This window comes from Pseudomonas sp. dw_358, from assembly GCF_018449655.1.
GTDB lineage: Bacteria > Pseudomonadota > Gammaproteobacteria > Pseudomonadales > Pseudomonadaceae > Aquipseudomonas.
Genome location: NZ_JAAVUX010000004.1, coordinates 195,877 through 218,383 on the forward strand (window position 1 = coordinate 195,877; position 22,507 = coordinate 218,383).

At 63.2% G+C, this 22,507-nt stretch carries 22 protein-coding genes; 7 read left to right on the forward strand and 15 right to left on the reverse strand.

Translation table 11 applies throughout. From position 1 onward, the window contains the following. Positions 1-59: 59 nt before the first annotated feature. From dnaX to recR, 3 genes are all read left to right on the forward strand, one after another. Positions 60-2,114: a DNA polymerase III subunit gamma/tau gene (dnaX, locus tag HB675_RS08555; RefSeq protein ID WP_213877659.1), complete on the forward strand. Its 2,055-nt coding sequence runs from the start codon at positions 60-62 to the stop codon at positions 2,112-2,114. Positions 2,115-2,177: 63 nt separating this feature from the next. Beyond that, a complete protein-coding gene (locus tag HB675_RS08560) occupies positions 2,178-2,504 on the forward strand; it encodes a YbaB/EbfC family nucleoid-associated protein (RefSeq protein WP_213877661.1) in 327 nt (108 codons plus the stop codon). A 148-nt stretch (positions 2,505-2,652) separates the two neighbouring features. After that, on the forward strand, positions 2,653-3,255 hold the full coding sequence (recR, locus tag HB675_RS08565) for a recombination mediator RecR (protein ID WP_213877663.1): 603 nt from the start codon (positions 2,653-2,655) through the stop codon (positions 3,253-3,255). 80 nt (positions 3,256-3,335) lie between these two features. On the opposite strand, the gene HB675_RS08570 is transcribed toward recR, so the two are convergent. The 11 genes from HB675_RS08570 to ccoN form a co-directional block, all read right to left on the reverse strand. Next, positions 3,336-3,884 carry an adenine phosphoribosyltransferase gene (locus HB675_RS08570; RefSeq protein WP_213877665.1) on the reverse strand — a complete coding sequence of 183 codons (549 nt, stop codon included), beginning with the start codon at positions 3,882-3,884 and terminating at the stop codon, positions 3,336-3,338. Positions 3,885-3,950: 66 nt separating this feature from the next. Continuing rightward, complete coding sequence (fnr, locus tag HB675_RS08575) at positions 3,951-4,685, reverse strand: fumarate/nitrate reduction transcriptional regulator Fnr (protein WP_213877668.1); 735 nt, start codon at positions 4,683-4,685, stop codon at positions 3,951-3,953. A 99-nt stretch (positions 4,686-4,784) separates the two neighbouring features. Beyond that, entirely contained in the window at positions 4,785-5,468 is a 684-nt protein-coding gene (locus tag HB675_RS08580) for a sulfite exporter TauE/SafE family protein (protein WP_213877670.1), read from the reverse strand. Further along, positions 5,461-5,652 carry a cbb3-type cytochrome oxidase assembly protein CcoS gene (gene ccoS, locus HB675_RS08585; protein WP_213877672.1) on the reverse strand — a complete coding sequence of 64 codons (192 nt, stop codon included), beginning with the start codon at positions 5,650-5,652 and terminating at the stop codon, positions 5,461-5,463. The genes HB675_RS08580 and ccoS overlap by 8 nt, the downstream gene beginning before the upstream one ends. Beyond that, positions 5,652-8,063, reverse strand: coding sequence for a heavy metal translocating P-type ATPase (locus tag HB675_RS08590; protein ID WP_213877914.1), 2,412 nt, complete (start codon positions 8,061-8,063; stop codon positions 5,652-5,654). Before HB675_RS08590 ends, ccoS begins: the two co-directional genes overlap by 1 nt. Positions 8,064-8,065: 2 nt before the next feature. Further along, positions 8,066-8,599, reverse strand: coding sequence for a FixH family protein (locus tag HB675_RS08595; RefSeq protein ID WP_213877674.1), 534 nt, complete (start codon positions 8,597-8,599; stop codon positions 8,066-8,068). 24 nt (positions 8,600-8,623) lie between these two features. Further along, positions 8,624-10,000 carry a cytochrome c oxidase accessory protein CcoG gene (ccoG, locus tag HB675_RS08600; RefSeq protein WP_213877676.1) on the reverse strand — a complete coding sequence of 459 codons (1,377 nt, stop codon included), beginning with the start codon at positions 9,998-10,000 and terminating at the stop codon, positions 8,624-8,626. 1 nt (position 10,001) lies between these two features. Continuing rightward, entirely contained in the window at positions 10,002-10,985 is a 984-nt protein-coding gene (gene ccoP / locus HB675_RS08605; RefSeq protein ID WP_213877678.1) for a cytochrome-c oxidase, cbb3-type subunit III, read from the reverse strand. Then, entirely contained in the window at positions 10,982-11,188 is a 207-nt protein-coding gene (locus HB675_RS08610) for a cbb3-type cytochrome c oxidase subunit 3 (protein ID WP_213877684.1), read from the reverse strand. Before HB675_RS08610 ends, ccoP begins: the two co-directional genes overlap by 4 nt. A gap of 5 nt (positions 11,189-11,193) precedes the next feature. Further along, a complete protein-coding gene (ccoO, locus tag HB675_RS08615) occupies positions 11,194-11,805 on the reverse strand; it encodes a cytochrome-c oxidase, cbb3-type subunit II (protein WP_213877916.1) in 612 nt (203 codons plus the stop codon). Beyond that, positions 11,802-13,244 carry a cytochrome-c oxidase, cbb3-type subunit I gene (gene ccoN, locus HB675_RS08620; RefSeq protein WP_213877685.1) on the reverse strand — a complete coding sequence of 481 codons (1,443 nt, stop codon included), beginning with the start codon at positions 13,242-13,244 and terminating at the stop codon, positions 11,802-11,804. The genes ccoO and ccoN overlap by 4 nt, the downstream gene beginning before the upstream one ends. Before the next feature lie 269 nt (positions 13,245-13,513). Between ccoN and HB675_RS08625 the strand changes: the two genes are divergently transcribed. Then, positions 13,514-14,203, forward strand: a complete 690-nt coding sequence (locus HB675_RS08625) for an alpha/beta family hydrolase (RefSeq protein ID WP_213877687.1) — start codon at positions 13,514-13,516, stop codon at positions 14,201-14,203. 80 nt (positions 14,204-14,283) lie between these two features. Here HB675_RS08625 and HB675_RS08630 read toward each other — a convergent pair whose 3' ends face one another. Then, positions 14,284-15,849: a PAS domain-containing methyl-accepting chemotaxis protein gene (locus tag HB675_RS08630; RefSeq protein ID WP_213877690.1), complete on the reverse strand. Its 1,566-nt coding sequence runs from the start codon at positions 15,847-15,849 to the stop codon at positions 14,284-14,286. 198 nt (positions 15,850-16,047) lie between these two features. Then, positions 16,048-18,789: an aconitate hydratase AcnA gene (gene acnA, locus HB675_RS08635; RefSeq protein WP_213877692.1), complete on the reverse strand. Its 2,742-nt coding sequence runs from the start codon at positions 18,787-18,789 to the stop codon at positions 16,048-16,050. 133 nt (positions 18,790-18,922) lie between these two features. Between acnA and rlmM the strand changes: the two genes are divergently transcribed. After that, positions 18,923-19,987, forward strand: a complete 1,065-nt coding sequence (rlmM, locus tag HB675_RS08640; protein WP_213877694.1) for a 23S rRNA (cytidine(2498)-2'-O)-methyltransferase RlmM — start codon at positions 18,923-18,925, stop codon at positions 19,985-19,987. A gap of 17 nt (positions 19,988-20,004) precedes the next feature. Continuing rightward, positions 20,005-20,259 carry a sulfurtransferase TusA gene (tusA, locus tag HB675_RS08645; RefSeq protein ID WP_213877696.1) on the forward strand — a complete coding sequence of 85 codons (255 nt, stop codon included), beginning with the start codon at positions 20,005-20,007 and terminating at the stop codon, positions 20,257-20,259. A gap of 67 nt (positions 20,260-20,326) precedes the next feature. Here tusA and HB675_RS08650 read toward each other — a convergent pair whose 3' ends face one another. Further along, a complete protein-coding gene (locus HB675_RS08650; protein WP_213877698.1) occupies positions 20,327-20,578 on the reverse strand; it encodes an Lpp/OprI family alanine-zipper lipoprotein in 252 nt (83 codons plus the stop codon). Between the two features lie 426 nt (positions 20,579-21,004). Between HB675_RS08650 and HB675_RS08655 the strand changes: the two genes are divergently transcribed. Beyond that, positions 21,005-21,286 carry a GNAT family N-acetyltransferase gene (locus HB675_RS08655; RefSeq protein ID WP_213877700.1) on the forward strand — a complete coding sequence of 94 codons (282 nt, stop codon included), beginning with the start codon at positions 21,005-21,007 and terminating at the stop codon, positions 21,284-21,286. A gap of 65 nt (positions 21,287-21,351) precedes the next feature. Here HB675_RS08655 and HB675_RS08660 read toward each other — a convergent pair whose 3' ends face one another. Next, positions 21,352-22,440, reverse strand: coding sequence for a 3-deoxy-7-phosphoheptulonate synthase (locus tag HB675_RS08660; RefSeq protein ID WP_213877918.1), 1,089 nt, complete (start codon positions 22,438-22,440; stop codon positions 21,352-21,354). Positions 22,441-22,507 lie beyond the last annotated feature (67 nt).

Consider the following 22,507-nt stretch of genomic DNA (forward strand, 5'->3'; position numbering starts at 1 on the left):
TTTTGCGCCTGCTCCGCTACGATTAGCGGTCTTCCGCTTCCCAGTTGCGACGGTTTTTCATGAGTTATCAGGTTCTTGCACGTAAATGGCGTCCGCGCTCGTTTCGCGAAATGATTGGCCAGACCCATGTGCTCAAGGCCCTGATCAACGCGCTGGACAACCAGCGCCTGCATCACGCCTATCTGTTCACCGGCACCCGTGGTGTGGGCAAGACCACCATCGCACGTATTATCGCCAAATGCGTGAATTGTGAAACCGGTATCACCTCGACACCCTGCGGCGTGTGCTCGGTGTGCAGCGAGATCGACGAGGGGCGTTTTGTCGACCTCATCGAGATCGACGCCGCGAGCCGGACCAAGGTCGAAGACACCCGCGAATTGCTCGACAATGTGCAGTACGCCCCCAGCCGCGGGCGCTTCAAGGTCTACCTGATCGACGAAGTGCACATGCTTTCCACTCATTCTTTCAACGCCCTGTTGAAAACTCTGGAAGAGCCGCCGCCCTACGTCAAATTCATTCTGGCCACCACCGACCCGCAGAAGTTGCCGGCGACCATCCTGTCGCGCTGCCTGCAGTTCTCCTTGAAGAATATGACACCCGAACGGGTCGTTGAACACCTGACTAACGTCCTGAGTGTGGAAAACGTGCCGTTCGAGGATGATGCCCTATGGTTGCTGGGCCGCGCTGCCGATGGTTCGATGCGCGACGCCATGAGCCTGACCGACCAGGCCATCGCCTTTGGTGAAGGCAAGGTGCTGGCGGCGGATGTGCGGGCCATGCTCGGGACCCTGGATCATGGCCAGGTCTACGGCGTGCTGCAGGCGTTGCTCGAGGGCGATGCACGCGGTTTGCTGGAAGCGGTCCGGCACCTGGCCGAACAAGGGCCGGATTGGAACGGCGTACTGGCGGAAATGCTCAATGTGCTGCACCGCGTGGCGGTGGCTCAGGCCTTGCCGGAAGCGGTGGACAACGGCCAGGGCGACCGCGACCGTGTGTTGGCAGTGGCGCAGGCGTTGCCGGCGGAGGACGTGCAGTTCTACTACCAGATGGGCCTGATCGGCCGACGCGACCTGCCGCTGGCGCCTGACCCGCGCAGTGGCTTTGAAATGGTCATGCTGCGCATGCTCGCCTTCCGCCCGGCCGACACCGACGACGCGCCGAGGCGGGTGCTAAAGACAGAGGGGATCAGCCCGGCCACAGCTGATTCCGCCTCCCCCGTGGCGGTGCCGTCGAGTGCACCTGTGCTTGCGGCGCCGGCACCGATGGCAGCAGTAGCGCCGGCTCCCGCTGCGGCCGTCGTGGTCGAAAAAGCGCCGGTGGACGCTGTCGACCTGCCTTGGAATGACGCCGCGCCAGCAGCAGAATCAGAGTCCGAGCCCGCGGCGACCGAGATCCCGGAACCTATTCTGGGAACGGTCGCCGAACAACCTGCCCTGACCCCGATGCCGACGCCAGTCCCCGCCAGCGCGGTGCCGGACGCGCCCGAGGTCGAGGTGCCGCTGCCCGCCGAGCTGCCGCCCGCCAGCGTTGCGCCCGTCGACTCCATGCCCGCCGGCATGGACCGCGACGATGAGCCGCCGCTGGATGAAGACTATTACGAGGCGGATCTGGACGCGGGCAGTTACAGCTACCTGGACGAATTGGCCAGCGAAGCCTCGTCCCCGGCCGCTGCGCCACCTGAAGTGCTGCCGGCCGCCGCACCGGCTACCGGCCTGGCTCTGCAGTGGCTGGAGCTGTTCCCGAAGTTGCCGATTTCCGGCATGACCGGCAGCATCGCCGCCAACTGCACGCTGATGGCCATGGAGGGCGATCACTGGTTGCTGCACCTGGACCCGGCCCACAGCGCCTTGTTCAACGCCACGCAGCAGCGGCGTTTGAATGATGCGTTGAACCAGCACTTCGGGCGCACCCTGACCATCGATATCGAACTGGTCCGTCCCGAGCAGGAAACTCCGGCCCAGGCGGCTGCGCGGCTGCGTGCCGAGCGTCAGAAGGGCGCCGAGGCCTCTATCCACGCCGATCCTTTTATCTTACAAATGATGCAACAATTTGGCGCCGTGATTCGTGACGACACGATTGAACCGGTCGAAGCCATGGCCAGCCAAACCCTATAACCGAGCGGGCGCCGGACATTCCCGCGCCCGGTGCAAGACCAATCAACCGATGAGGTGATCCCCATGATGAAAGGTGGCATGGCCGGCCTGATGAAGCAGGCTCAGCAGATGCAGGAAAAAATGGCCAAGGCGCAGGAAGAGCTGGCCAACGCCGAAGTGACCGGGCAATCGGGCGCAGGCCTGGTCAGCGTGGTAATGACCGGTCGCCATGACGTCAAGCGCGTGAGCCTGGACGACAGTCTGATGCAGGAAGACAAGGACGTGCTCGAAGACCTGATCGCCGCAGCCGTCAACGACGCGGTGCGCAAGATCGAAGCCAGCAGCACCGAGAAGATGTCCGGCATGACCGCCGGCATGCAATTGCCACCGGGCATGAAGCTGCCGTTCTAGGGCCGTGATGCAAGGTTGAAACCGGGCCAGGCGCCCGGTTTTTTGCTTTTTCAGCGCCTTGACCCTGGGTGCCTTGACCCTGTTGGGTCGCGCGCGTATAAACCGCGTTCTTGCGGGCCTTGGCCGACGCTTCACCGTGGAGAGCAGCATGAGTTTCAGCCCCCTGATCCGCCAACTGATCGACGCCCTGCGCATTCTGCCCGGCGTCGGCCAGAAAACTGCCCAGCGCATGGCCTTGCAGTTGCTCGAACGCGACCGCAGTGGTGGCAGCCGCTTGGCGCAGGCGCTTGGCCAGGCCATGGAGGGTGTCGGCCACTGCCGCCAGTGCCGGACCCTGACCGAAGAAGTACTCTGCCCGCAATGCGCCGACACCCGTCGGGACGACACCCTGCTGTGCGTGGTGGAAGGCCCGATGGATGTGTACGCAGTGGAACAGACCGGCTACCGTGGCCGTTACTTCGTGCTCAAGGGCCACCTCTCGCCGCTTGATGGCCTGGGGCCGGACGCCATCGGTATCCCGCAACTGATGGCACGCATCGAAGAACAGGGCACTTTTGCCGAAGTTATCCTGGCCACCAACCCGACCGTCGAAGGCGAGGCCACCGCCCATTACATCGCCCAGTTGCTGGCCAGCAAAGGCCTGATAGCCTCGCGCATCGCCCACGGCGTGCCCTTGGGCGGCGAGCTGGAGCTGGTAGATGGCGGGACGCTGGCGCATTCGTTTGCGGGGCGCAAGCCGATTGCGTTGTGAGGGGGAGTGTATGGCTTGAGATCTCATCCAGCGGCAGTACTGGCCACCCTGCATGAAATCTCAAGACACACACCAGCCCCTCAATACTCTGTCAACGAAAACTTCGTCAAGGTAAACGCAGGAATCCCCAACTCCACCAGGCGCTGTGAGCCGCCCAACTCGGGCAGGTCGATAATGGCGGCGGCTTCGTAGACGCGGGCGCCCATGCGGCGCGCCAGGTTGGCGGCGGCGATGAGGGTACCACCGGTGGCGATCAGGTCGTCGAACAGCACCATGGCGTCGCCTTCGCAGAGGCTGTCGGCGTGCACTTCCAGGAAGGCTTCGCCGTATTCGGTCTGGTAGCTTTCGCTCAGCACGTCAGCCGGCAGTTTGCCTTGCTTGCGGAACAGGATCAGCGGCTTGTTCAGTTCGTGGGCAACGATGGAGCCGATCAGAAACCCCCGTGCATCCATTACGCCGATGTGGCTGAAGTCGGCATCGATGTAGCGGTGCACGAAGCTGTCGACCACCAGGCGCATGGCCTTGGGCGACTGGAACAGCGGCGTGATGTCGCGAAAGATCACCCCCGGCTTGGGGAAGTCCACCACGGGGCGGATCAGGGATTTGAAGCTCGGTTCGTCGAAGACCATTCGAAGGGTGTCCTGGCAGGCAATTGAATGGGCGGCATTATACCTGCCAGAACGCCCGTGCCGTCATCAGCCGTCCAGCGAACCGCCGGCCACAGCGCACAGGGCCGCCGGCTGGAGAATGTGCACTTCCTTGCCTCCGGCGGTAATCAACTGGTCTTGCTGAAAGCGCGTGAATACCCGCGACACGGTTTCCACCGCCAGGCCCAGGAAATTACCGATGTCATTGCGCGACATGTTCAGCCGGAAGTGCTGGGAAGAAAAGCCCCGTGCGCTGAAGCGCGTGGACAGGTTGACGAGAAAGCTGGCGATGCGTTCGTTCGCCGCCTTTTTCGATAACAGGAGCATCATTTGCTGGTCATCGCGGATCTCCCGGCTCATGACCCGCATCAACTGTCGACGTAGCTGTGGCAGTTGCGCGGCCAGTTCGTCCAGCCGCTCGAAGGGGATCTCGCACACGGTGGTGGTTTCCAGCGCCTGGGCCGACACCGGATAGATCTCGTTGTCGATGCCGGACAATCCCACCAGCTCGCTGGGCAGGTGGAAGCCGGTGATCTGCTCTTCGCCGCCGTTGCTCAGGCTCAAGGTCTTCAAGGCGCCGGAACGCACGGCGTACACCGAACTGAAGGTATCCCCCTGACGGAACAACAGCTCGCCCTTGTGCAGCGGCCGGCCGCGCTTGACGATGTTGTCCAGGGCGTCCATGTCGGCCAGTTCCAGGGACAGTGGCAGGCAGAGGGGGGCGAGGCTGCAATCCTTGCAGTGGGTTTGATGGCTGGCGCGCGATTTGACGGGCTCGGTCATGGCATCGATTTCCTTAAACATATTGCTGCACAGCTTAACTGGTTGCAGATCAAACCGTAGGGGCGCCCGTCGGTGTAGTTCGCCAAACATTGATCCAGATCAATGTCCCATCAACCAGTGCTGATGGGGCCCTGGCAGCGTCCACAGGCCGAACAGCATGACCAGGACGCCGCCGACCTGGCGCACCCCCCGGCGTTGCAGCACTGCACGGGTGCGCTCGGCGGCCAGGCCCGTGGCGATCAGCACCGGCCAGGTGCCGATGCCGAACGCGAGCATCAGCGCTGCACTGTGCCAGGCGTTGCCTTGGCTGGCGGCCCACAGCAGGCTGCTGTACACCAGCCCGCAGGGCAGCCAGCCCCAGAGGGCGCCCAGTAGCAGGGCACGAGGCAAGCTGGTGACCGGCAGGATGCGACGGCCCAGGGGTTGCAGATGCCGCCACAACCCACGGCCCAGCGACTCGATGCGGGTCAGGCCGCTCCACCAGCCGGCCAGGTACAGGCCCATGGCGATCAGCAGCAAGGCGGCGACAACCCGCAACAACATCGCGGCCGGGCTGTTGGCCACGGCCCAGCCGGCGCTGCCCAGCAACAGGCCGGCCAGTACGTAGCTGGCGACCCGGCCAAGGTTGTAGGCCAGCAGCAGCCGCCAGCGGCGTTGACGCTGCTCGGCCGGAATGGCCAAGGTCAGCGCGCCCATCAGGCCGCCGCACATGCCCAGGCAATGGCCGCCGCCCAGCAGGCCGAGGACCAGCGCCGACGTCAGCAGGGGGGCGAATTCAATCATGGGGGTCACGGGGAGGGGGCTTCACCGCATCGGTGTGGTTGGGGTCCTGGTCATCGAACAGGATGCTGTGGGCCGGGCTGTCGAGGTCGTCGTACTGGCCGCCGTCCACGGCCTTGAAAAAGATATAGAGGGCGATGCCCACCAGCAGCACCGCGGCGGGAATCATGACGTACAGCGCAGGCATCAGCGGGTTTCCTTCAGGCGCGTGAGGCGCAGGGCGTTGAGAACCACGGTCAGCGAGCTGAGGGACATGCCCGCTGCCGCCCAGATCGGGGTAATCCAGCCCAGCGCCGCGAAGGGTAGCATCAAGCCGTTGTACAGCGCCGCCCAGACCAGATTCTGCAGGATCACCCGACGCGTACGCGCAGCCACGTCCAGGGCCTGGGCCAGCGCACCGAGGCGGTTGCACAGCAGCACGGCGTCAGCGCCGATGCGCGCCAGGTCACTGGCCGAGCCCATGGCCACGCTGATGTCGGCGGCCGCCAGCACCGGCACATCGTTGACCCCGTCACCGATCATCAGCACCTTGTGGCCTTGAGCCTGCAATTCGCGCACCGCCGCCAGTTTCGCCTCGGCGCTCAGGCCTCGACGGGCGTCGCCAATGCCCAATTCCATGGCCACCTGGGCGACCCGTGCGGAGCGGTCGCCGGACAGCAACACCGTCTGCCAGCCCCGCGCGCGGCAACGGTCCAGCAGCAGGCCGGCATCGCTGCGCACCGGGTCATCCAGCACCAGCCAGGCGAGGGCGCCATCGGCATCTCCGAGCATCAACCACAAGCCGCTGTTGTCCGGTACGGCTGGCGCGGGTCCGGCGCTCAGGTCGGTGACAAAATCGGCGTCACCGATACGTAGCAGACGGCCATCCACCTCACCCTGCAAGCCCCTTCCCGGGACGCTTTGGACCGACTGCGCGGGCCGCTCGGCGCGGCCGAACGCTCGGGCAATGGGGTGCTCGGAACGGTTTTCCAGGGCGGCGGCGAGCATCAGGCAAGCGTCTGCCGACAGTGTGCCCAAAGGTTGCACGGCGCGCAGGCTCAGGCGACCTTCGGTCAAAGTGCCGGTCTTGTCGAACACCACTGTGTCGATCTGTTGCAACCCTTCCAACACATGGCCCCGGGTCAACAGCAGGCCCAGGCGGTGCAGGCTGCCGGTGGCGGCCGTAAGCGCGGTGGGGGTGGCGAGGGACAGCGCGCAAGGGCAGGTGGCAACCAGCATCGCCAGCACCACCCAAAAGGCCCGCCCCGGCTCCATCTGCCACCAGACCAGCCCGACTACCGCTGCCAGCACCAGCGAGATCAGCACAAAAGCCTGAGCGGCGCGGTCAGCCAGGCGGCCCATGGCCGGCTTTTGCGCCTGGGCGCGTTCCAGCAGGCGCACGATGGCCGACAGTCGAGTGTCGGCGCCCAAGGCCAGCGCTTCAAGGGTCAACGGACCTTCGACATTGAGGGTTCCGGCGGTCACCTCGTCGCCCGGCCCGCGCTTGAGGGGCAGGTATTCACCGGTCAGCAACGACTCGTCGACGCTGGAGTGCCCGCTCAGAACGCGCCCGTCCACGGTGATCACGGCGCCAGGCGGCACCAGCACCCGTTCGCCCAGCTGCAATTCGCCGAGCAGGATCCGCTCGGCCTGGTCCTGCTTGTCGAGCCGCAGGCACGACACGGGCAACACGTTGACCAGTTGCGCAGTGGCCTGTGCTGTGCGCTCGCGGGCGCGGCGCTCCAGGTAGCGGCCGCTGAGCAGAAACAGGGCAAACATGCCCACAGCATCGAAATACAGGTCGCCTTGGCCGCTGATGGCGGTCCAGATCCCGGCGCCGTATGCGCCGCCGATGGCCAGAGACACCGACAGATCCATACTCAACTGCCCCTGACGCAGGCCCCGGGCCGCCGCTTTGAAGAACGGCCGGCAACTGTAGAAGACAATCGGCGTGGTCAGAAACATCGCCACCCAGGGCAGTATTTCGTGCAACTGCGGGCTGAGGTCGAGATTGAACTGGGGCCAGGTGGCCATGGTTGCCATCATCGCCTGAAACCACAGCAGCCCCGCCACGCCCAATTGGCGCAGCGCCGTACGATTGTCAGCGGCCTGTTGCCGGGCCGCACGGTCGGCTTGCCAAGGGTGCGCGGCATAGCCGATCTGGCGCAGCTCGCCTAGCAACTGGCTCAAGGGCAACTCGGCAGTCTGCCAGCGCACCAGCAAGCGATGGTTGGACAGGTTCAGGCGCGCCTCGACCACAGCAGGCAAGCTGCGCAGGTGTTTTTCGATCAACCAGCCGCACGCGGCGCAACTGATGCCCTCGACCATCAGGGTGATCTCGCTCGACTGCGCCTGGTGATGCACGAACGGCGCCTGTACGTCGGCGCGGTCATAGAGGGCCAGTTCGTCGGGCAACTGTGCCGGCAGTTCCTGGGGATTGAGCGATTTCTCGCTGCGGTGCCGGTAGTAGTGATCCAGCCCGCCGTTGACGATGGCCTCGGCCACGGCCTGGCAGCCGGGGCAGCAAAAGTCGCGCTGTTCGCCCAGCACTGACCCACGGAACCGCTGGCCGGCCGGCACAGGCAGCGCGCAGTGGTAACAGGGTAGAAGGGCGCTCAGGTTCACGGCTTCTGCACACCCTGCAACGGCTCGTCGCCCAGTTCCAGTGGATGGTCCTTGCTGACCTGCTCTTCCTCGAACAAGCGCCATGTCTGGCCGTCCTGTTGTCCGAGCAGCTCGACAAAGCGGCGTCCTTCGACGATGTCCACCAGGGTGCCGACATAGCGGCCGGGCTCGGCTTCGCTGCGGCGCAGGGTGACCTTGCGGTCCTTTTCCGGCTGGGTCGGCGAGATCAGGTTGAACTCCAGGGTGTCCGGCTGGCTGCGGCCGTGCAGGCGCAGGTCGACTTCACCGTTCAGTTCGTCCAGGCGCACTGTGGCGCGGGCGCCGAGGTCCTGAGCCAGCAGCTCGCGGTCCAAAGAGCGGTTGATGCCCTTGCCGGCTTCGTAATAGTTATCGGTGACGAGGTTGTCGGGGTTGCGCACCGCGATGGTGACCATGATCAACGTCAAGGTCACCGAGGTACTGAGCACGGCAATGATGATCCAGGGCCAGAGGTGGTGGTACCAAGGGCTGTCGGCGGTGGCGACGGGCATGGCGGTGACTCCTGAAATAAATGCTCAGCGCGCGGCCGGGCCAGTGAAGCGGCTGGCAGCGTTGACGGTGGCACCCTGTTCGTTGCGCAGGGTGAAGGTCAGCTTCTGGGTGGTCTGCGGGGCCGACGCGACCGACAACTGCACCACCAGCGTGGCCATGTCGCCGCCCGCCAGCCGCACTTGTCGCTGCCCCTGCCATTGCAAGTCATCGGGGCCTTCGGCGGCCAGGGTGTAAGTGTGGGCGTGCTGGTCCTTGTTGATGACCTTGAGGGTGTAGACGTTTTCGATGCGCCCGGCGCTGTTCTCGCGGTAGAGCATGCGGTCCTTGCTGACGTCCAGCCCGGCCAGCGGACGCAGGACAAAAGCGCTGGCGAGCAGCATCAGCATGACCACCAGCACGGCGGCATAGCCCAGCAGGCGCGGGCGCAGGGTGCGGGTCGGCTGCCCGGCCAGTTGCTGTTCGGTGGTGTAGCGGATCAGGCCGCGGGGGTAGTCCATCTTGTCCATCACACTGTCGCAGGCATCGACACAGGCCGCGCAGCCGATGCATTCGATCTGCAGGCCTTGGCGAATATCGATGCCGGTGGGGCAGACCTGCACGCACATCGTGCAATCGATGCAGTCGCCCAGGCCGTCGGCGCCACGGGCAGCGTCCTTGCGCCGAGGGCCGCGTTGTTCACCGCGCGCCGCGTCGTAGGAAACGATCAGCGTGTCCTTGTCCAGCATCACGCTCTGGAACCGCGCGTAGGGGCACATATAGATGCACACCTGTTCGCGCAGCCAGCCGGCGTTGCCGTAGGTGGCCACGGTCAGCAAACCGACCCAGACGTAGGCCCAGGCATCGGCCTGGCCCTGGAAAAACTCGACTGCCAAGGCGCGTATCGGGCTGAAATAACCCACAAAGGTCAAGGCCGTCGCCAGTGCCAGCAACAGCCACAGGCCATGCTTGATGAACTTGCGGGTGAACTTGCCCAGGCCCATGGGCGCCTGGTCCAGGCGGATGCGCTGATGGCGATCGCCTTCGGTGATTTTCTCGCACCACATGAATATCCAGGTCCACACGCTTTGCGGGCAGGCGTACCCGCACCACAACCGCCCGGCCCAGACCGTGACGAAGAACAGGCCGAAGGCGCCGACGATCAGCAGCCCTGACAACAGGATGAAGTCCTGGGGCCAGAAGGTCGCGCCGAGTACGTAGAACTTGCGCGCCGGCAGGTCCCACCACACCGCCTGGCGGCCGTCCATGTTCAGCCAGCCCGTGGCGAAAAACAGCAACAGCAGCATCGCACCCACGGCCCGACGCACGTTGCGAAACAGGCCGGTGAAAGCCCGGGTGTAGACGTGCCGGCGTGCGGCGTACAGCTCGACGGTCAGGTCCTGGTGGGGGATCAGCTCGCTCATGTCACTGGGCTTCGTGGGTAGCGGGGTCGGCGGGATGAGACAGGCTGTACACATAGGCCGCCAGCAGATGGACCCGGTCGTTACCTTGCAACTGTGCCTGGGCCGGCATCACGCCTTGGCGGCCGTAACGGATGGTCTGCTGCAATTGGGCAAAGCTCGACCCATAGATGAAGGCCGCCGCGTGGGCGAGGTTGGGCGCGCCCATCAGGGGGTTGCCTTGGCCGTTTGCACCGTGGCACGCGACGCAGGCAGTGCCGAAGACCTTGGCGCCGTTGACCGGGTCAGCCTTGATATCGGCAGGCAGTGGGCGGTTGTTGAGCCCCTTGATGATATAGGCCGAGACATCGGCTACGCCTTGCTCGCCGATCACCGCCGTCCAGCCCGGCATGATGGCATGTCGGCCGTTCATGAGGGTGGTCTTGATTGTTGCGGGTTCCCCACCCCAGCGCCAGTCGGCATCGGTGAGGTCGGGGTAGCCGAACTGACCACGGGCATCGCTGCCGTGGCACACGGCGCAGTTGGAGGCGAACAGGCGGCCGCCCATCTTCAACGCCTGCGGATCCTTGGCCGCTTCTTCCACGGGCATGGCGGCGAATTTGGCGAAGATCGGCCCGTACTGCAGGTCGGCCTGATGCATTTCCTTTTCCCACTCGTGGACGCTGCTCCAGCCGGTCTTGCCGTTGGCAAACTGGATTTTCTTGTCGGCGTCGAGGTAGTCGTAGCCCGGCAGCAGGCCTTTGAAATTGCCCAGGCCGGGGTACAGCGCCAGGTAGCAGAGGGCAAAGATGATCGTGGCGATGAACAGCAGAAACCACCAGCGCGGCAGCGGGTTGTCATATTCCTCGATGCCATCGTAGGTATGGCCCACGGTCTGTTCGGTGGTTTCCTTGCGCTGGCCGCGGCGGGTGGAGAACAGCAGCCAGACCATGGCCACCAGCGTGCCCAAGGTCAGGACGGTGACGTACACACTCCAGAAAGTGCTCATGGCTTGGGGCCCTTGTTATCTTCTTCTTGTTGTTGTTTTTGTCTGATCATCTGGGCCATGGCCTCCGGGTCGTCGGCGAACGGCAGCAGGTTGGCCTCGTCGAAATCCGACTTGCGTCGACCGCTGAAAACCCAGAGGGCCAAGCCGATGAAGGCGATGAATACCACCACGGTACCCAGGCCTCGAATGGTTCCGATGTCCATGGCAATCACCGTTTGCTTTTGATCAGAGTGCCCAGGCCTTGCAGGTAGGCCACCAGTGCGTCCATTTCGGTCTTGCCCTGGACGGCCGCCGCCGCGCCGGTGAGGTCGGCGTCGGTGTAGGGCACGCCCAGTTCGCGCAGGACCTTGAGTTTTTTCGCGGTCAGGCTGCTGTCCACCGGCGTCGTCGCCAGGAAGGGGTAGGCCGGCATGATCGACTCGGGCACCACATCGCGCGGGTTCATCAGGTGCGCGCGGTGCCAGTCATCCGAGTAGCGGCCGCCGACACGCGCCAGGTCCGGCCCGGTGCGCTTGGAGCCCCAGAGAAACGGATGGTCCCAGACGCTTTCACCGGCCACCGAATAATGGCCGTAGCGTTCGGTCTCGGCGCGAAACGGTCGGATCATCTGCGAGTGGCACTGCACGCAGCCGTTGGCGATGAACACGTCACGGCCTTCGACCTCCAGCGCCGGGCGCGGCTTCATGCCGACGATAGGCTGATTGGTGACGTCTTCGAAAAACAGCGGGACGATCTGGGTCAGGCCGCCGACGGCTACTGCGACCACCATCAGCAGGGCCATCAGGCCGATGTTCTTTTCAATGATCTCGTGGTTCATCAGTGCGCCCCCGCAACGGCAATCTGCGCGGCGGCTTGCGCCTGTTCAGCGTTGGCACCGCGCACGGTGCGCCAGACGTTATAGGCCATCACCAGCATGCCGCTGGCATAGATCGCCCCGCCGATCACCCGCACGATGTAGCCGGGCATGCTCGCCTGCAGCGATTCGACGAAGGAATAGGTGAGGGTGCCGTCTTCGTTGATCGCCCGCCACATCAGGCCCTGGGTGATGCCGTTGACCCACATGGCGCAGATGTACAGCACGGTACCGACAGTGGCCAGCCAGAAGTGCAGGTTGATCAGCTTGATGCTATGCATATGGTCGCGACCCCAGAGCCGCGGGATCATATGGTACAGGGAGCCGATGGTGATCATCGCCACCCAGCCCAGGGCGCCGGCATGCACATGGCCAATGGTCCAGTCGGTGTAATGGGACAGCGAGTTCACCGTCTTGATGGCCATCATCGGGCCTTCGAAGGTCGACATGCCATAGAACGCCAGCGACAGCACCAGAAAGCGCAGGATCGGGTCGGTGCGCAGCTTATGCCAGGCGCCGGAGAGGGTCATCATGCCGTTGATCATGCCGCCCCAGCTGGGCACCAACAGGATGATCGACATCACCATGCCCAGTGATTGCGCCCAGTCCGGCAGCGCCGTGTAGTGCAGGTGGTGGGGGCCGGCCCAGATGTACAGCGTGATCAGCGCCCAGAAATGCACGATGGACAGCCGATAGGAATACACCGGGCGTTCGGCCTGCTTGGGCACGAAGTAATACATCATGCCGAGAAAACCGGTGGTAAGGAAAAAGCCCACGGCGTTGTGACCGTACCACCATTCGATCATCGCGTCGGTGGCGCCGGCATAGGCGGAGTAGGACTTGGTCAGGCTGACCGGCAGCGACACATGGTTGACGATGTGCAGCATCAGCGTGACCACGATGAAGGCGCCGTAAAACCAGTTGGCCACATAGATGTGGCGGGTTTTGCGCGCCATGATCGTGCCGAAGAACACCATGGCGTAAGCGACCCACACCACGGCCAGCAAAATCGCGATGGGCCATTCCAGTTCGGCATATTCCTTGGTGGTGGTGTAGCCCATGGGCAGGCTGATCAGCGCGCCGATGATCACCGCCTGCCAGCCCCAGAAGGTAAAGGCGGCCAGGCCGTCGTGGATCAGCCGCACCTGGCAGGTGCGCTGCACCACATAGTAAGAGGTGCCGAACAGCGCGCAGCCACCGAAGGCAAAGATCACCAGGTTGGTGTGCAGGGGCCGCAGGCGGCCAAAGGTGGTCCAGGGCAGGTCGAGGTTCAGCTGCGGCCAGACCAATTGCGAGGCGATCCACACTCCAACGGCCATACCGACAATGCCCCACACAACCGTCATGATGGCGAACTGACGCACCACCTTGTAGTTGTAGGCGGTCGGACTGATTACTGTGCTCATGCTAATGTCCACGGTTCAGATGTTGTTGTTTTTTGACGCCGGGCGCCATGCGCCGGGACGGTGCCCGTACAAGCAGCGCGCGATCATAGGCGCCGGAGCTGTGGGGCTGTCAAGAAAAAGCTGACCAAGTGGTCAGCAATAGCGGTGGTTCGGTTGCGCAGGCTGTTTCTATGAACCTTGATTTAGAGCCTTGGCGAATGTTTTCATGATGTTTCCAGAGATCGGTTGAAAAACGCCGGGAATTTTACCTCAAGCTGACCGAGTGGCTTATGAAACAGCATCCTCTTCCCGCCCGACAGGACGATCAATGGCAGCAACGTGTCGCCGATAACGGCTGGCTCTGGAACCCGGCACCCGCTCGCAGCGACGGCAGCGAGCCACCCTGCCTGATCCTCGCCCATGGCGCCGGCGCGCCCATGGACAGTGACTTCATGCAGACCATGGCTGAACGCCTGGCAGTGGGCGGCGTGAGTGTACTGCGCTTCGAGTTCCCGTACATGGCGCTGCGCCGCGAGCAAGGCGGAAAGCGCCCGCCTGATCGCCAGCCCACATTGCTGGAGAGCTGGCGGCAGGTCTACAGTCTGGTGCGACCGCTGGTGGGCGGCAAGCTGGCCATCGGCGGCAAATCCATGGGCGGGCGCATGGCCAGTCTGGTGGCCGACGAGTTAAGGGCCGATGCGCTGGTGAGCCTGGGCTACCCGTTCTACGCAGTCGGCAAACCGGAAAAACCCCGGGTCGAACACCTCGCTGAACTGCGCACCCCAGCCTTGATCGTGCAGGGTGAGCGGGATGCGCTGGGGAATGCCGAGGCGGTCGCCCAGTATGAGCTGAGCGAGGGGATCGAGGTGTTCTGGCTGGCCTCGGGTGACCATGACCTCAAGCCGCTGAAGGCTTCGGGTTATCGGCATGCTGATCACCTGCAGACGGCAGTGGATCGGATCGCCGCCTTCCTGGCCTGAGGCAGAGGCCGCAAAACCCATGCGCTCTGCCGTTGGGCCCCGTTGCCCGCAGGCAAGCCTTGCCACGGGGCGAACTTCATCTACCGATTGAACCGCTCCACCAAGGAATACTGGCTGTTGGCCGTGCGAGTCAGCGCTTCACTGAGCATGGCCGAGCTCTGCGCCTGTTCGCTGGTTTCATCGGCCAGGATCGAGATAGTGCTGATATTGCGGCTGATCTCTTCGGCCACGGCACTTTGTTGTTCGGTGGCGGCAGCGATCTGAGTGGCCATGTCGGTGATATGGGCGACGGCCTGGCTGATGCCCTGCAGGGCTTCATCGGCTTGCTGTACCCGTGTCACGCCTTCTTCGGCCTGGCGGTGGCCGGCGTCCATGGTCTGCACGGCGGCGGTGGCGGTGTGCTGGAGTTTGGCGATCAGGCCGTGGATCTGCCCGGTGGACTCGGTGGTGCGTTGCGCCAACTGACGAACCTCATCGGCCACCACGGCAAAGCCACGACCCATTTCGCCGGCGCGCGCGGCTTCGATCGCGGCGTTCAGGGCCAGCAGGTTGGTCTGATCGGCAATCCCTTTGATCACGTCCACCACCCCGCCGATCTCGTTGCTGTCCTTGGCCAACTGGGTCACGGTGCGCCCGGTTTCGCCCACCGCGTCAGACAGCTTCTGAATGGCGGTGCGGGTTTCGCCGGCAATATCACGGCCCTGACGGGTCAGGCGGTTAGCCTCTTGGGTCGCCTCGGCAGTGCGCTGCACGTGACTGGCCACGTCCACGGTGGTAGCCGCCATTTCATTGATGGCGGCGGCGACCTGTTCGGTTTCCACGCGCTGACGTTCCAGGCCCACCGAGCTTTTCTGGGCCAGGGTGTCGGACTGCCTGGCCTGGCCGGTCAAGTGCTCGGCAGTGTCCTGCAGGCGGGTCAGGCAGGTTTTCATGCGGGCTTCCTGGCTGAGCAGCGACATTTCCAGGCGCCCCAATGCACCACCGCTGTCGGTGTACATTTGTGCCAGCAGCGGGTCGGACGTAGTCTGGTCGGCCAGCAGGAGCAGGCGTTTGATACCCCGTTGTTGCCAGCTCAGGCCCAGCAGGCCCAAGGGCACGGAGAGCAGTGCGGCCAAGGCGAAGCCCCAGACGCTGTCGAGCCATAGCCCGATAAGAAAGCCGATCTGGCTGACCAGAATGAATGGCAGCCAGTTCTGCACCACTGGCAGCCAGCGATCGGACGCGCGAATCGCCGGTTTGCCGCGATTGAGGCGCTGGTACAGCGCCTGGGCGCGGGCAACCTGTTCGGCGGTCGGTTTGACGCGGACCGATTCGTAACCCACCACCTGACGGTTTTCGAAAATTGGCGTGACGTAGGCATTTACCCAGTAAAAGCCGCCGTCCTTGCAACGGTTTTTGACGATGCCCATCCAGGCCTTGCCCTGTTTGAGGGTGCTCCACATGTGCTCGAAGATGGCCGGGGGCACGTCCGGGTGGCGCACAGTGTTGTGCGGCGCATGAATCAACTCGTCACGGGTAAACCCGCTGATCTCCACGAAGTCATCGTTGCAGTAAGTGATCATACCCTTGGCGTCAGTGGTCGAGATCAACCGCTGCTCTGCCGGGAAAGTCCGTTCACGCTGGGTAATGGGTTGGTTGTTGCGCATGGCTCATGATTCCGGAAGGCTTTGACAGAGTGTCGGCCCCCGGCGTCTGGAGTTGAGAATGATTTTTGTGTTTGACGGGTTTTATTGACGCGAGTCAATTAAAACCGGGATTTTTTATACACGTGATTGGGTAGTCGAACAACCGCGCAGCTTGAACGGCTGGCTGGCGGTTGTCTTCACGGTGCCTTGCGGCGCGGCTCAGGCGGCGATCAACTGGCGTAATACGTAATGCAGGATGCCCCCGGCCTTGAAGTACTCGATTTCATTCAAGGTATCGATGCGGCACAGCAGCGATACGGTTTCCACCGAGCCATCTTCACGGGTGATGCGCAGTTTCAGGCTCGCATGGGGGTGGCGCACGGCCTCGCTTACGTCCAACACATCCAGGGTTTCCCGGCCTGTCAGCTTCAAGATCTTGCGGCTTTGCCCGTCGGTGAACTGCAGGGGCAAGACCCCCATGCCCACCAGGTTGGAGCGGTGAATCCGCTCGAAGCTCTCGGCGATGACCGCCTTGACCCCCAGCAGATTGGTGCCCTTGGCCGCCCAATCGCGGCTTGAGCCGGTGCCGTACTCTTGCCCGGCGATGACCACCAGCGGGGTGCCATCCTGTTGATAGCGCATGGCCGCATCATAAATGGGCATTTTCTCGCCGGTTGGCACATAGAGCGTGTTGCCGCCTTCTTCGCCGCCGAGCATCTCGTTGCGGATACGGATATTGGCGAAGGTGCCGCGCATCATCACTTCATGGTTGCCGCGCCGCGAGCCGTAGGAGTTGAAGTCCCGCGGCTCCACACCTTTTTCCCGCAGATAGCGGCCAGCAGGGCTGTCGGCCTTGATGTTGCCGGCGGGAGAGATGTGGTCGGTGGTCACCGAGTCGCCCAGCAGGGCGAGGGTGCGGGCACCGGTGATGTCGGCGATGACGGGCAGAGGACCGGCGATGCCGTCGAAAAATGGCGGGTGCTGAATATAGGTGGAGTCGTCCTGCCAGACGTAGGTGGCGGCCTGGGGCACTTCAATGGCCTGCCACTGCGCATCGCCAGCGAAGACTTCAGCGTATTCCTTATGGAACATGGCGGTGTCGACCTTTGCCACCGCGTCGGCGATCTCTTGCTGGCTGGGCCAGATATCCCGCAGGTAGACCGGCTCGCCATCGCTGCCGGTGCCCAGCGGCTCGCTGCTGATGTCGATGCGCACGGTCCCGGCCAAGGCGTAGGCCACCACCAGCGGCGGCGAGGCCAGCCAGTTGGTTTTCACCAGCGGGTGCACTCGACCTTCGAAGTTGCGGTTGCCCGACAGCACCGAGGCTACGGCCAGGTCGCCGTTCTGGATGGCCTTTTCGATGGGCTCGTCCAGCGGGCCGGAGTTGCCGATACAGGTGGTGCAGCCGTAGCCGACCAGGTCAAAACCCAGCTCATCCAGGTAACGGGTGAGGCCGGCGGCCTTATAGTAGTCGGTCACCACTTTGGAGCCCGGTGCCAGCGATGTCTTGACCCAGGGTTTGCGTTGCAGGCCTTTCTCGATGGCTTTTTTCGCCACCAGGCCTGCCGCCATCATCACGCTGGGGTTAGAGGTGTTGGTACAGGAAGTGATCGCTGCAATCACCACGGCGCCATGACGCAGGTGATGGGTTTCGCCGCCCCAGGTGTAGGCCACATCCCCGGCCTGATCGGCGTTGCCTACGGCCACGCCGCCACCGCCCTCGCTTTCAAGACGGCCTTCGTCATGGCCCGAGGGGTGCAGTTGCAGGCCACGGAAATCGTCGAAGGTCTGCTTCACCTTGGCCAGCGAGACCCGGTCCTGTGGGCGTTTCGGGCCGGCGAGGCTGGCTTCGACGCTGTCCATGTCCAGCGCCAGGGTGTCGGTGAATTCCGGCTCCTGGCCAGGCAGGCGCCACAGGCCCTGGGCTTTGCAGTAGGCCTCCACCAGTTTCACCGTGGCGTCGGGCCGGCCGGACAAGCGCAGGTAACCCAGGGTGATATCGTCCACCGGGAAAAAGCCGCAAGTGGCACCATATTCCGGGGCCATGTTGGCAATGGTAGCGCGGTCGGCCAGCGGCAGGTCGGCCAGGCCGTCGCCGTAGAACTCGACGAATTTGCCTACCACGCCGTGTTTGCGCAGCATTTGTGTGACGGTCAGCACCAGGTCGGTGGCGGTAATACCTTCTTGCAGCTTGCCGGTCAATTTGAAACCGATCACTTCGGGAATCAGCATCGACACCGGTTGGCCGAGCATGGCCGCTTCCGCCTCGATGCCACCCACGCCCCAGCCCAGCACGCCGAGCCCGTTAATCATGGTGGTGTGGGAGTCAGTGCCGACCAACGTATCGGGAAAAGCGTAGGTGCGACCGTCTTCCTCTTTGGTCCAGACCGTACGGCCCAAGTATTCGAGGTTGACCTGATGGCAGATACCGGTACCCGGTGGCACGACGCTGAAGTTGTCAAAGGCACTCTGGCCCCAGCGCAGAAAGGCGTAGCGCTCGCCGTTGCGCTGCATCTCGATATCGACGTTTTCGCCGAACGAATCGGCATTGCCATAGTGATCGACCATCACCGAGTGGTCGATCACCAGGTCCACTGGCGACAGCGGGTTGATCCGCTGCGGGTCGCCACCGGCCTTGGCCACCGCGGCGCGCATGGCCGCCAGATCGACCACGGCGGGCACCCCGGTGAAATCCTGCATCAGCACCCGGGCCGGGCGGTACTGGATTTCACGGTCCGAGCGGCGCTCGTGCAGCCACGCGGCCAAGGCTTTGAGGTCATCGCCGGTGACCGTCTGTCCGTCTTCCCAGCGCAGCAGGTTTTCCAGCAAGACCTTGAGGGACATGGGCAGTTTCTGCAGATCGCCCAAGGCTCGAGCGGCGTCGGGCAGGCTGAAATAGTGATACTGGCGGTCGTCGACTTGCAATGTCTTGAGCGTGTTCAGGCTATCGAGGGAGGGCATCGTGGTGCTCCTTGATCGGCCCGCACGGCACGGGCCAGGTTGCAGTGTTTGTAGTTAGGGACTGTCTCGCATGTCTGGGGTTCCGATTTCCTTTATCATGCGCCGATTTGGGCAACACGCCTGTGAGCATTAGATGAATACGTTGTTTATGCACTGCCGACCGGGTTTCGAGGGCGAGGTCTGCTCCGAAATCGCCGATCATGCGGCGCGCTTGGGCGTCGCGGGTTACGCGCGGGCCAAGCCGGCCAGCGCCTGTGCCGAGTTCATCTGCCATGAGCCCCAGGGCCCGGCCCGGTTGATGAGCGAGTTGCGCTTCAAGCAGCTGATTTTCCCCCGGCAGTGGGCGCGGGGCAGCCATATCGACCTGCCCGAGACTGATCGCATCAGCGTGTTGCTGGAGCACCTGGCGGATTACCCAGTGTTCGGCAGCCTCTGGCTGGAGGTGATGGACACCAACGATGGCAAGGAACTGTCCAACTTCTGCAAGAAGTTCGAAGCGCCGCTGCGCAAGGCCCTGGAAAAGGCCGGTCGCTTGCAGGACAACCCGGCACTGCCACGCCTGTTGCTGACCTTCAGGAGCGGCCGTGAGGTGTTTCTCGGGCTGGCGGACAGTGACAACTCGGCCATGTGGCCCATGGGTATCCCGCGCCTGAAGTTTCCCCGCGAGGCGCCCAGTCGTTCGACCCTGAAGCTGGAAGAGGCCTGGCACCACTTCATTCCCCGGGACCAGTGGGACGAGCGCCTGTCGGGCGACATGACCGGGGTTGACCTGGGCGCCGCCCCGGGTGGCTGGACCTATCAACTGGTCCGCCGTGGCATGCTGGTCACCGCCATCGACAACGGGCCCATGGCCGAGAGCCTGATGGAGACCGGGTTGGTCGAGCACTTGATGGCCGACGGTTTTACCTACAAGCCCAAACAACCGGTGGACTGGATGGTCTGCGACATTGTCGAAAAGCCGGCCCGCAACGCGGCGTTGCTCGAGACCTGGCTGGGGGAGGGCTTGTGCCGCGAGGCCGTGGTCAACTTGAAACTGCCGATGAAACAGCGGTACGCCGAAGTGCAGCGCTTGCTGGAGCGCATCGAAGACGGGTTCAAAGTGCGGGGCGTGAAGGTGGCGATCGGCTGCAAGCAGCTGTATCACGACCGCGAAGAGGTGACCTGCCACTTGCGCCGCCTTGACCTGAAAAAACGCTGAATACGCCTGGAGTGAACATGAGCGAAATCAACCAAGCCACGCCGGTCGACGGCGTGCTCGACGCCACCGGACTCAACTGCCCGGAGCCGGTGATGATGCTGCACCAGCACATCCGCGACCTGGTGCCCGGTGGCCTGCTGAAGGTGATTGCCACCGACCCGTCGACCCAGCGGGACATCCCGAAATTCTGTGTTTTTCTCGATCATGAGCTGGTGGGCAAGGCTGAAGAGGCCGGCACCTTCCTGTACTGGATTCGCAAGAAAGTGGAATAAGGCTCGCCCACAAAAAAGCCGACCCCATGGGGTCGGCTTTTTTGTGCGTAACAGTTGCGAAGAACGCTTACTTGCGGCTTGCCTTGTCGAGCATGCGCAGGGCGCGCTCGTTGGCTTCGTCGGCAGTCTGCTGGGCTTTTTGAGCGGCAGCCAGTGCTTCGTCGGCTTTGCGGTAGGCTTCGTCAGCACGGGCCTGGGCACGAGCCGAGGCGTCTTCGGTAGCGGTCAGGCGAGCGTCGCTTTCTTTCGAGTTGCTGCTGCAACCGGTGGCCAGGATGGCGGCCAGCGCCAGAGCAGAAAATTTCAGAGCGTTGTTCATCGTGATCCCCTCAAGGACTTTCAATTTTAATGACCATCTCTCGTGAGTGAGACGATAGCCGGCGTACATAGTACCCATTACTTGTAGTAAGTAAACGGACTGAGCGCAAGAACTGGAAAATCCACTGCAAGCCGCCAACTGCAAGGCTTCTCGGGAACAAGTGGTGACTTCGAAGGTCTGTCTGCCTTCTCAAGTCGACCGATCGCCACGAAGGCCGATGGGGTGTCTGTTCAGGTTGCCAGGGTTGTTTTTCCGTTTGATGACTTGAGCAGGTCAAGGCGAGGTCCTACTATGGTTGGGTGCTCATTTTGGAGAACGCCAGCGCTCCTCTCGGTGTCCAAACGGCACGAGGAGGCGTAGAGGTTCCTTCGCCGAACAAAGATCGGTAAGGTAAGGGTCAAATTCCAAGACCCGCGAGGAGTAGTGATGAGCGAGGCGTTGTCCATCCACCATGACCAGGCCGGTCATCAGTTTGAAATCAATATCGACGGCCACCGTGCCTACCTGACTTACATGGACCTGGGTAAGCAGACACTGGATATCTACCGTACTTTCGTGCCTAACGCTCTGCGCGGTCGGGGTATAGCGGCCGCATTGACCGAAGAGGCGCTGCAATACGCCGAAGAAATGGGCTACAGCGTTATTCCTTCCTGCTCCTATGTCGAACGTTACATGGAGCGTCATCAGCGGCACAGCGCGAAGCTGTAAATCGCTGCACACTGCCACACCGTTCCCGTTGACAGGCGCCGCATGGCGGCACCTGCCCACGTCCATTACCCGCGCTTGCGTCTGGGCAGTACATCCTTGAGTTTGGCGTGCATGCCGCGCAAGGTTTTCTCGGTGGTTGCCCAGTCGATACAGGCATCGGTCACTGACACCCCGTATTGCAACTCGTCGAGATTTTTCGGGATGGCCTGGGCACCCCAGTTCAGGTGGCTCTCGACCATGAGCCCGATGATCGACTGGTTGCCTTCGACGATCTGGTTGGCGACGTTCTCCATGACCAGAGGTTGCAGGGCAGGGTCCTTGTTGGAGTTGGCGTGGCTGCAATCGACCATCACGTTGGCCTTGACCCCGGCCTTGGCCAGCGCCTGTTCGCAGAGGGCCACGCTGACCGAGTCATAGTTGGGCTTGCCATTGCCGCCGCGCAATACCACATGACCATAGGCATTGCCCTTGGTGGTGACGATCGAGACGCCACCTTCCTGGTTGATGCCCAGGAAACGGTGAGGGCTGGACACCGATTGCAAGGCGTTGATTGCCACGGTCAGGCCGCCGTCGGTACCGTTCTTGAAGCCGACGGCGGACGACAGCCCGGAAGCCATCTCCCGGTGGGTCTGGGACTCGGTGGTGCGCGCGCCGATGGCCGACCAGCTGATCAGGTCCTGCAGGTATTGCGGGGAGATCGGGTCCAGGGCCTCGGTGGCGGTGGGCAGGCCCATTTCGGCCAGATCCAGCAGCAGCTGCCGACCGATGTGCAGGCCGTCCTGGATCTTGAACGAGTCATCCAGGTATGGGTCGTTGATCAGCCCCTTCCAGCCCACGGTGGTGCGCGGTTTTTCGAAGTACACACGCATCACCAGATACAAGGTATCGCTGACCTCGGCGGCCAATGCCTTCAGGCGTTGGGCATATTCGTGTGCGGCCTTGATGTCGTGGATCGAGCACGGGCCGATCACCACGAACAGGCGGGGATCGGTGCCGTCGAGAATGTTGCGCACCACTTCCCGCCCCTTGGCCACCGTCTGCAGCGCTGCGTCGGTCAGGGGGATATCCTGCTTCAACTGGTCAGGTGTGATGAGCGTCTCGTTGGAGGCGACGTTCAGGTCGTTGATCGGTACGTTCAGCGGTAGATCGGCCATCTTGGTCTCGTCTTGTTGCGGGGTCGGGTCACGGCTGTCGCCCGCCAGCGAGACTTGCTCGGCAATG

What these genes read in the sequence shown, in the direction of transcription:
- HB675_RS08570 (WP_213877665.1), bottom strand. Translation starts at nt 3,884, where the DNA reads ATGGTCTTCGACGAACCGAGCTTCAAATCCCTGATCCGCCCCGTGGTG.
- ccoN (WP_213877685.1), bottom strand. Translation starts at nt 13,244, where the DNA reads ATGAGCACAGTAATCAGTCCGACCGCCTACAACTACAAGGTGGTGCGT.
- fnr (WP_213877668.1), bottom strand. Translation starts at nt 4,685, where the DNA reads ATGACCGAGCCCGTCAAATCGCGCGCCAGCCATCAAACCCACTGCAAG.
- ccoS (WP_213877672.1), bottom strand. Translation starts at nt 5,652, where the DNA reads ATGCCTGCGCTGTACGTCATGATTCCCGCCGCGGTGCTGCTGGTGGGC.
- HB675_RS08655 (WP_213877700.1), top strand. Translation starts at nt 21,005, where the DNA reads ATGAGCGAGGCGTTGTCCATCCACCATGACCAGGCCGGTCATCAGTTT.
- tusA (WP_213877696.1), top strand. Translation starts at nt 20,005, where the DNA reads ATGAGCGAAATCAACCAAGCCACGCCGGTCGACGGCGTGCTCGACGCC.
- acnA (WP_213877692.1), bottom strand. Translation starts at nt 18,789, where the DNA reads ATGCCCTCCCTCGATAGCCTGAACACGCTCAAGACATTGCAAGTCGAC.
- HB675_RS08650 (WP_213877698.1), bottom strand. Translation starts at nt 20,578, where the DNA reads ATGAACAACGCTCTGAAATTTTCTGCTCTGGCGCTGGCCGCCATCCTG.
- HB675_RS08595 (WP_213877674.1), bottom strand. Translation starts at nt 8,599, where the DNA reads ATGCCCGTCGCCACCGCCGACAGCCCTTGGTACCACCACCTCTGGCCC.
- HB675_RS08610 (WP_213877684.1), bottom strand. Translation starts at nt 11,188, where the DNA reads ATGGACATCGGAACCATTCGAGGCCTGGGTACCGTGGTGGTATTCATC.
- ccoP (WP_213877678.1), bottom strand. Translation starts at nt 10,985, where the DNA reads ATGAGCACTTTCTGGAGTGTGTACGTCACCGTCCTGACCTTGGGCACG.
- HB675_RS08580 (WP_213877670.1), bottom strand. Translation starts at nt 5,468, where the DNA reads ATGATTGAATTCGCCCCCCTGCTGACGTCGGCGCTGGTCCTCGGCCTG.
- dnaX (WP_213877659.1), top strand. Translation starts at nt 60, where the DNA reads ATGAGTTATCAGGTTCTTGCACGTAAATGGCGTCCGCGCTCGTTTCGC.
- HB675_RS08625 (WP_213877687.1), top strand. Translation starts at nt 13,514, where the DNA reads ATGAAACAGCATCCTCTTCCCGCCCGACAGGACGATCAATGGCAGCAA.
- rlmM (WP_213877694.1), top strand. Translation starts at nt 18,923, where the DNA reads ATGAATACGTTGTTTATGCACTGCCGACCGGGTTTCGAGGGCGAGGTC.
- HB675_RS08630 (WP_213877690.1), bottom strand. Translation starts at nt 15,849, where the DNA reads ATGCGCAACAACCAACCCATTACCCAGCGTGAACGGACTTTCCCGGCA.
- HB675_RS08660 (WP_213877918.1), bottom strand. Translation starts at nt 22,440, where the DNA reads ATGGCCGATCTACCGCTGAACGTACCGATCAACGACCTGAACGTCGCC.
- HB675_RS08560 (WP_213877661.1), top strand. Translation starts at nt 2,178, where the DNA reads ATGATGAAAGGTGGCATGGCCGGCCTGATGAAGCAGGCTCAGCAGATG.
- ccoG (WP_213877676.1), bottom strand. Translation starts at nt 10,000, where the DNA reads ATGAGCGAGCTGATCCCCCACCAGGACCTGACCGTCGAGCTGTACGCC.
- recR (WP_213877663.1), top strand. Translation starts at nt 2,653, where the DNA reads ATGAGTTTCAGCCCCCTGATCCGCCAACTGATCGACGCCCTGCGCATT.